This is a genomic window from Mesorhizobium sp. M0437, assembly GCF_040321335.1.
Taxonomy (GTDB): domain Bacteria; phylum Pseudomonadota; class Alphaproteobacteria; order Rhizobiales; family Rhizobiaceae; genus Mesorhizobium.
This window is the reverse complement of record NZ_JAMYRK010000126.1, coordinates 1-6,890: the sequence shown is the minus strand read 5'-3', so window position 1 is coordinate 6,890 and position 6,890 is coordinate 1. Positions and strand designations below refer to the sequence as shown.

General features: G+C 65.4%; 6 protein-coding genes and 1 pseudogene. 1 reads left to right on the top strand and 6 read right to left on the bottom strand.

All coding sequences use genetic code 11. The features are described 5' to 3' along the window. Positions 1-194: 194 nt before the first annotated feature. Entirely contained in the window at positions 195-1,253 is a 1,059-nt protein-coding gene (locus NKI72_RS33565) for a D-TA family PLP-dependent enzyme (RefSeq protein ID WP_352682109.1), read from the bottom strand. 246 nt (positions 1,254-1,499) lie between these two features. On the opposite strand from NKI72_RS33565, the gene NKI72_RS33560 reads away from it, so the two are divergent. Continuing rightward, a complete protein-coding gene (locus tag NKI72_RS33560; RefSeq protein ID WP_023674428.1) occupies positions 1,500-2,186 on the top strand; it encodes a D-lyxose/D-mannose family sugar isomerase in 687 nt (228 codons plus the stop codon). Between the two features lie 270 nt (positions 2,187-2,456). Here the strand turns inward: NKI72_RS33560 and NKI72_RS33555 are convergent, their stop codons facing one another. The 5 genes and pseudogenes from NKI72_RS33555 to NKI72_RS33535 form a co-directional block, all read right to left on the bottom strand. Next, positions 2,457-3,323 (bottom strand): RDD family protein, encoded by an 867-nt coding sequence (locus NKI72_RS33555; RefSeq protein WP_352836463.1) that lies wholly within the window; start codon positions 3,321-3,323, stop codon positions 2,457-2,459. Then, complete coding sequence (locus NKI72_RS33550; RefSeq protein WP_352473664.1) at positions 3,310-4,341, bottom strand: stage II sporulation protein M; 1,032 nt, start codon at positions 4,339-4,341, stop codon at positions 3,310-3,312. Before NKI72_RS33550 ends, NKI72_RS33555 begins: the two co-directional genes overlap by 14 nt. After that, positions 4,338-5,645: a DUF58 domain-containing protein gene (locus NKI72_RS33545; RefSeq protein WP_352836460.1), complete on the bottom strand. Its 1,308-nt coding sequence runs from the start codon at positions 5,643-5,645 to the stop codon at positions 4,338-4,340. The genes NKI72_RS33550 and NKI72_RS33545 overlap by 4 nt, the downstream gene beginning before the upstream one ends. Further along, positions 5,642-6,598 carry an AAA family ATPase gene (locus NKI72_RS33540; protein ID WP_352449246.1) on the bottom strand — a complete coding sequence of 319 codons (957 nt, stop codon included), beginning with the start codon at positions 6,596-6,598 and terminating at the stop codon, positions 5,642-5,644. The genes NKI72_RS33545 and NKI72_RS33540 overlap by 4 nt, the downstream gene beginning before the upstream one ends. Further along, positions 6,585-6,890: pseudogene (locus NKI72_RS33535) on the bottom strand (DUF4350 domain-containing protein); the annotation flags it as partial. The pseudogene NKI72_RS33535 and the gene NKI72_RS33540, both read right to left, overlap by 14 nt.

Here is a 6,890-nt window from a genome sequence, read left to right as displayed (position 1 = left end):
GTCCTCGAATGGCATCCCGAACCTCCCGGCGCAAAGCGCGCCAAACTGTTCGCGATGTCCTCGCACACCTGTTCGCGATGTCTCCGGTCCAAACACCCCCTTGAGGGGGAGATGGCCGGCAGGCCAGAGGGGGGGTGCTGTCCCTCCAGCGTTTGAAGGATTTTGTACCTGAAGCGCACGCGCTCCAGCTGGACTCACCCCATCCGCCCGCGTGCTGCCACCGGCAGCGTTTCCAGCACCTTGTCGCCTTCGATCAGATGCACCTCGTCGAACAGGTTGGTGACGACGCAGCAATGGTCGGGCACGACGCGCACGCGCTCGCCGATGCGAAGCTCGGCGCCGCCTGACAGCGTGACGTTGCCGTGCTCTTCGCTGAGGCTGGTCACCCTTGCGCCTGAAATGCCCAGCAGCTCACCGAAATCGGCGAGCCCCAGTGTGTCGCTGGACAGGGCCTTGCTGCCGGCGTCGAGGATCGCGCGTGTCGGCGTTGGGTGGCTGACCACCGTCGACAGCACCGTCAGTGCGCAATCGTCGAGGCTGCCGACGCCTTTGGCGACCTGGTAGCGGTCGAGATAGATGTAGGTGCCGGGCCGGTATTCGGTAACGACGCTGTGCTCGCCGGAACGCCACATATCGGGTGTGCCGCCGCTGGAGATGCGCTCGCAAGCAAGGCCGGCTGCGGCAAGTGCTTGCCGCGCTTCGGCGAGCCACGCCTCGGTCTCGGCGGCGCGGCCGGCCCCCGGGTAGGTCATCAAGCCGCCGAAGACGAGCCCCCGAACCTTGTCGATCTCGCTCGCCAGCGCGACTGCCTCGCCGGCCGACTGCACACCGCAGCGGCCCATGCCGGTGTCGCATTCGACCAGCACCGGCAGGCGGTGGCCGGGATCGGCAAAGGTGGCGGCAAGCCCCATCAGCGTGTCCATGCTGTCCGTTGTCACCGACAGGGTTACGCGGCCGTGCAGCGCCTTGAGGCGCTCCAGCTTGGCCCGCCCGACGATATTGTAGGGCAGAAAGATGTCGGTCAGTCCGGCATCGGCCATGACCTCGGCCTCGCCGATCTTCTGGCAGGTGATGCCGACGGCGCCCGCCGCGATCTGCTTCTTTGCCCAGTAGGGCAGCTTGTGGGTCTTGACGTGCGGCCTGAGCTTCAGCCCGTGCCGGTCGGCATGGGCCTGCGCCCGCGCGATATTGGCTTCGGCGCGGTCGGCATCGATCAGGATCGCCGGCGTATCGAGGTCGTCTATGCTGCGCATGGTCTCACCATCGGAAAATTGGTTGACCTTATGGCCCTGATCGGACCGCATGTCATGGGGCCAGCGACAGCAGTTTGCATCGACACCGGATGGACGTTCGGCTATTGCGGTTTGAGCAATTCCAGGAAAAGTGTGAAACGGTTTTCCGTCCGGAATTGCGTCCAAAAAAAGATCGAGCGGTTCGGCGTTTCCGTGAAACGATGAACCGTTCTAGCGCTCGCAAAGCGACGGGAAGGAACCACGATCATGAAACGCTCCGCCATCAACGACATCATCCGCGACGCCGACGCCTTCATCCGCTCGTTCGGCTACATCATGCCGCCCTTCGCCTACTGGTCGCCGGAAGAGATGAAGGCGCGCCGGCAGGATTCGTCGGCAATCTTCTCGTCGCGGCTTGGCTGGGACATCACCGACTACGGCCAGGAGAAATTCGACGAGCTCGGCCTGTTCCTGTTCACCGTTCGCAACGGCCGCTACGAGGACATGAAGAAGGGCATGGGCATGCTTTATGCCGAAAAAATCATGATCTCGCGCAAGGATCAGCTGTCGCCGATGCACCGCCACAACATCAAGGCCGAGGACATCATCAACCGTGGCGGCGGCAAGCTGGTGCTGGAGCTGTTCATGCATGATCGCGATGGCGGCATCGATCCGAAGGCCGAAGTATCGGTGCCTGTCGACGGAACCATCCACAGACTACCTGCGGGTGGGCTCCTGAAGCTCGACCCAGGCCAGAGCGTCACCTTGCTGCCGGGCGTCTGGCACGCCTTCTGGGCCGAGGGCAAGGACGTGCTGATCGGCGAGGTTTCGACCGTCAACGACGATCTCACCGACAACGTCTTCCGCGAACCAATCGGCCGCTTCGCGGACATCGACGAGGACACAGCACCGCTGCACCTGCTGGTGTCCGATTATGAGAAGTGGGTGGGATAGGGGAGGGTGGCATTTGAACCGGGGTTCATGAGAGGGGCTCATCAGGTTCGTCGGCGCCGCCCCTCATTGCCCTGCCGGGCATTTCTCCCCGTATAGTGACGGGGAGAAAGACGCTATCGCAGATGGTTTCGCAAACTGGCAGCGTTGCGGAATAGTGGTCGACATTGCGTCTATCTCCCTTCTCCCCGTCACTATACGGGGAGAAGGTGCCGGCAGGCGGATGAGGGGCAGCACCGATGCTTCTCGCTAGCTGCGCCTGTTCGGCAACTGCTACCGCGCATGCTTGTCGGCCCTGCGGTTGCCGAGCAGCAGCTTGCGTTCGAGATGCGCCCGTAGCTCGCCGTAGTAAGCCGTCAGGAACGCGCGTGCGTCATGGGCTTGGGGTGCCGCGCCGATCTTGCGTCCGATCGTTTCGGCCACTGTCCGCAGGGCGAAATAGTCATCGCGGCGCAGCACCTCCTCCAGCTTGTGGAGTTCGGCAATCCCGTAGGCATCGAGCTGGGCGTGGCTGAACCGGAAGGCGCCGGCCGCTGGATCCTGTCGTGCCGACAGGTCTTCAAGCAAGGCGCGCTTCGGCGCCTCTACCACCCAGGTCCCCGCCAACAGATCACCGATCCGCATGCGGTCGCGATTGAACAGCGGGAACAAGGCAAACAGCAGCGTCCACACCAGTCCGAACACCGTCGTCAGCGTGTCGGCGAGGTCGGTCCCGCTGCGTCCAGTGATGATCGACAGCGGCAGGAACACCTCGATCTCGCGCATCAGGTTGCGGGCGATGACCTGGTCGATCGACAGGCCGTCTCCGCTGCGCGACGCGACCCGGATGCCGACGATCCGCTTGCCGGGCGTAGCCGCGCGCCGGCCCGCTTCGAAAACGATGAAGTAGGCGTTGCGCAGAAAGAAGATCAGGATGATCCAGACGACGAAGAGCGGCTGAAATCCCTCGCTGCCAAGGCCTCCCACCCCGAATAGCGCGACGATCGTGATCACGATTGCCGCCACGGCGATGAACACGATGTCGAGCAGGAAGGCGGAAGCCCGCGTGCCGGCGTCGGCCAACTTTATCCGGAGATCGACGCCTTCGGGCGTGATCAGCGGCCGTATAGCCGCGAAGGCGGCGCGTTTAACGATCGCCATGCCGCACCGCCCGGAACAGGTAGAAATAACCGATCCACAGCACCAGCATGCCCCCGCCAATGCCGTAGCGCGTGACGTCGCTGGTGATGGTCTGCCTGCCAATGCCCTCGAGCAGCCCGGCAAACAGCAGCATGACCGAGACCCCGACCATGGCGTTCGCGGCGATGCGTCCGGCGCGAGCCGCTGCCGCCATGCGTGTCAATTCGCCGGGAAAGGCGATGCTGGTGCCGATGCGCATGCCCGCCGCGCCGGCCAAAGAGATTGCGAACAATTCGGTGGTGCCGTGGATGGCCAGCCAGCCGCCGAGCTCCATGCCAAGCCCCTTGGACCAATAGACTTGGAACAACGCCCCGATCATGCAGCCGTTGTACAGCATCAGCAGCACCGTCGGCACCGCGAAGGCGAAGCCAAGGGCGAAGGCCAGGATTGCGACCTGGACGTTGTGCGTGAACAGATAGGCGGCAAAGCCTGAGAGAAAGCCATTGTCGCCATCATAAAGCATGCCTCGCAGCAGCTCGGCCGAGGTGTCGGGGCCGCGGCCTCCTGCCAGGCCGGGCGGGATGATCGCGTCGAACCAGCTCTTGTCGGATGCCACCAGCCAGGCGCCTGCACCAATGCCGATCACCATCAGCGCGACCGACGCCAATGTCTCGCGCCACAGGTCGCGAATGGCTTCGGGCCAGTCATGCAGGAAGAAATCGGCGAGGCGCTGCCGCAGCCCGCGGCGCGCGCCGTAGAGATAGAAATAACCGCGCAGCGACAGCGCTTCGAGATAGCCGACCAGCGCATTATCGAGCGATGTCGCGCGCGCCACCGATAGGGAAGACAGCGCCGATCGATAGAGCAGCGGCAGCGACAGCAGCTCCTCTTCGGAAAGCGTCCGCGGCGCACGCTTCTCGACACGCGCCAGCAGCGCCTCGAATGCCTTCCAGTCGGCCTCGCGCTCGCGGCGGAAGCTGGCCAGCGACTGGCGTACCGCGTCGCCGCGCTCCGCATTGCCGCGTACCGGCGCCGTCACAGCAAATCCTCCTGCTTGAACTGCAGATAGCGCTCGACCAGCGCCGGACCGAGCCGGTTGTGGTCGGCTTCGATCACATGCGCCCCAAGCAGGCGCAGCCGGCCGATGACGACCTGCCTTTCGCGCAAGAGCCCTCCGGCAACGACCGCGCGGGCAACATCCTCGCCGGAGCGTGGCGGCAGGTCGGCCAGGCTCTCCAGTTCGGTGTCCTTCATCATCATGAACAGCACGAGATGCCGTTCGGTGAGCCGGCCCACGGTGCGCAGCATCAATTCCGCACTGATCGGATCGACGAAATCGGTGAAGATGATGAGCAGCGAGCGGCGGTCGAGCCGCGCCGCCAGCGTCGTCAATGCCAGCGTGAAATTGGTCTCCTCGCTGGAGTAGTCGATCTCGGCGGCCCGTTTCTGGATCATCGCAAAGCTGGCGGCGCCGCGCACCGCGCCGCTCGAAACGCGCGGCCTTGCATCGAAGCCGAACAGGCTGACCATGTCACCGCCCTTCAGCGCGATGAATGCCGACAGCAGGGCGGCCGTCACCGCCCGGTCCACCTTCGGCACCCCGTCGACCGGTTCGCACATCAGGCGTCCGCTGTCGATGGCCAGCACGATGTTGTTGTTCTCCTCGATGCGGAACTCGCGCGCCAACAGCTTGCCGTGGCGGGCGCTGCGCTTCCAGTCGATCATCCGCCGGCCCATGCCCGGCTGGTAGTCCTTGAGCGCGTCGAACTCGCGGCCTTGACCGGCGCGGCGCTGCGCATGGCCTTCGGCAAGCGCCGCATGTTGCAGCAGCGTGATCGCCTCGCCGCGGGCGCTGCTGACGTCGGGCAGCACCGCAACCTTGCTTTCCACCGGCAGCACGACCTGGTTCCAGACCAGCCCGAACGGCCCGCGCCAGCGCACCCAGAGACGGTCGAAGCTGGCGACGCCGCGCCGCAGCGCCTGGAAGCGGAGGTTGAGCGACCCGCCTCCGGCGATTGGCAGCAAGGCGCCGCCGCTGCCGTCCACCGGCGCCAGACGTGCATCGTGGCCGACGCGAGCCTCCGCGGCGCACGGCCCCGAGTGACGGGCGGTGATTTGCACGCTGAACTCGCCGCCGACACCGGCCTGCTGCGGCGCATCGATGCTGGCATTCAGCGATGCCCGTCCGCGTCCGGCCGCGGCATCCACCGCCAGGAAGGCAAGCAGCAGGCAACTCCACAGCAATCCCAGATACCAGAACGACGGCAATGCCAGCGCGACCAGGAAGGCCGGCACCGCGCCGGCCGCAGCTGCCCATACCGCTCGGCCGCTGGGATAGATCAACGTGGTGCTTCCGTCTGGTCGACCAGGTCGGAGACGATCTGCTCGACCAGCCGGCCATCGATCTGTGCGGCAGGCGAAAGGATGACGCGATGACGCAGCGCCGGCACCGCCAGCGCCTTGACATCGTCGGGGATCACATAGGCGCGTCCGTCCAGCGCCGCCCGGGCACGCGCCGCCCGCGCCAGCATGGCGCCGGCGCGCGGACTGGCCCCGACCTCCAGATCGGCATTTTCGCGCGTAGCCCGAACCAGCGCCGCTATGTAGCCGACGACATCGTCGACAAGGGTGACGGAGCCGACGACTTCAAGGGCCTCCTGCAGCGTTTCGCGATCCGTCTGCGCCTCGATGCCATATTGCGCGATGTCGTGCGAGGCGGAGCCGCCGCCATGATGGACGATGATGGCTCGTTCTTCCTCGGGGCCGGGATAGCTGACGCGGTGCTTGAACAGGAAGCGGTCGAGCTGCGCCTCCGGCAGCGGATAGACGCCCTGGTGCTCGATCGGATTCTGGGTCGCGACGACCATGAAATTGCGGCCGAGCGAATGCGTGGTGCCGTCGAAGGTGACCGCATGCTCCTGCATCGCCTCGAGCAGTGCGGCCTGCGTCTTGGGCGGCGTGCGGTTGATTTCGTCGGCAAGCAGGAGATCGCAGAAGATCGGGCCGCGCGTCAGCGTGAACTGCCCGGTCTGGAAGTTGTAGATGTTCGACCCGACGATATCGCCGGGCATCAGGTCCGGCGTGAACTGGATCCGCCCGTAGGCGATCCCAAGCGCCTGGGCGAAGCAGCGCGCGGTCATGGTCTTGGCCGTGCCCGGAGGACCTTCCAGCAGGATATGCCCGCCCGCAAACAAGGCGGTCAGCATCAGGTCGACCGTATCGTGCTGCCCGGTGATCGCCTTGGCCACTTCTTCCCTGATCCGTGTCGCCAGGGCCTTCACATCATCGACGTTCACCGAGCCTCCTTGCCGTCCAGTCATGCAGCCGTTCTGCTGCCTGTTGCATCTGCGTCAGATTCTTCGCCTCGCCGGCCGCTTGCGAGCGCGTCGTGAAGCCGCCGGCTTGCTCCTTATCGCGAGAGTCGAGCCAGTGGTCGAGCGCTTTGCCTTGCAACCCTTGCGGTGCGCCGAGCAGCGCGCCGGCGCGCACCCGCATCAAGGCCGCATAGCGGCCTCCCAGCTCGTCCAGCCGGCCGGCACGCCGCATGAGCATCGCCGTCGTATCGACCAGCGCACGCTTGCCGAAGGC

What these genes read in the sequence shown, in the direction of transcription:
- NKI72_RS33560 (WP_023674428.1), top strand. Translation starts at nt 1,500, where the DNA reads ATGAAACGCTCCGCCATCAACGACATCATCCGCGACGCCGACGCCTTC.
- NKI72_RS33555 (WP_352836463.1), bottom strand. Translation starts at nt 3,323, where the DNA reads ATGGCGATCGTTAAACGCGCCGCCTTCGCGGCTATACGGCCGCTGATC.
- NKI72_RS33565 (WP_352682109.1), bottom strand. Translation starts at nt 1,253, where the DNA reads ATGCGCAGCATAGACGACCTCGATACGCCGGCGATCCTGATCGATGCC.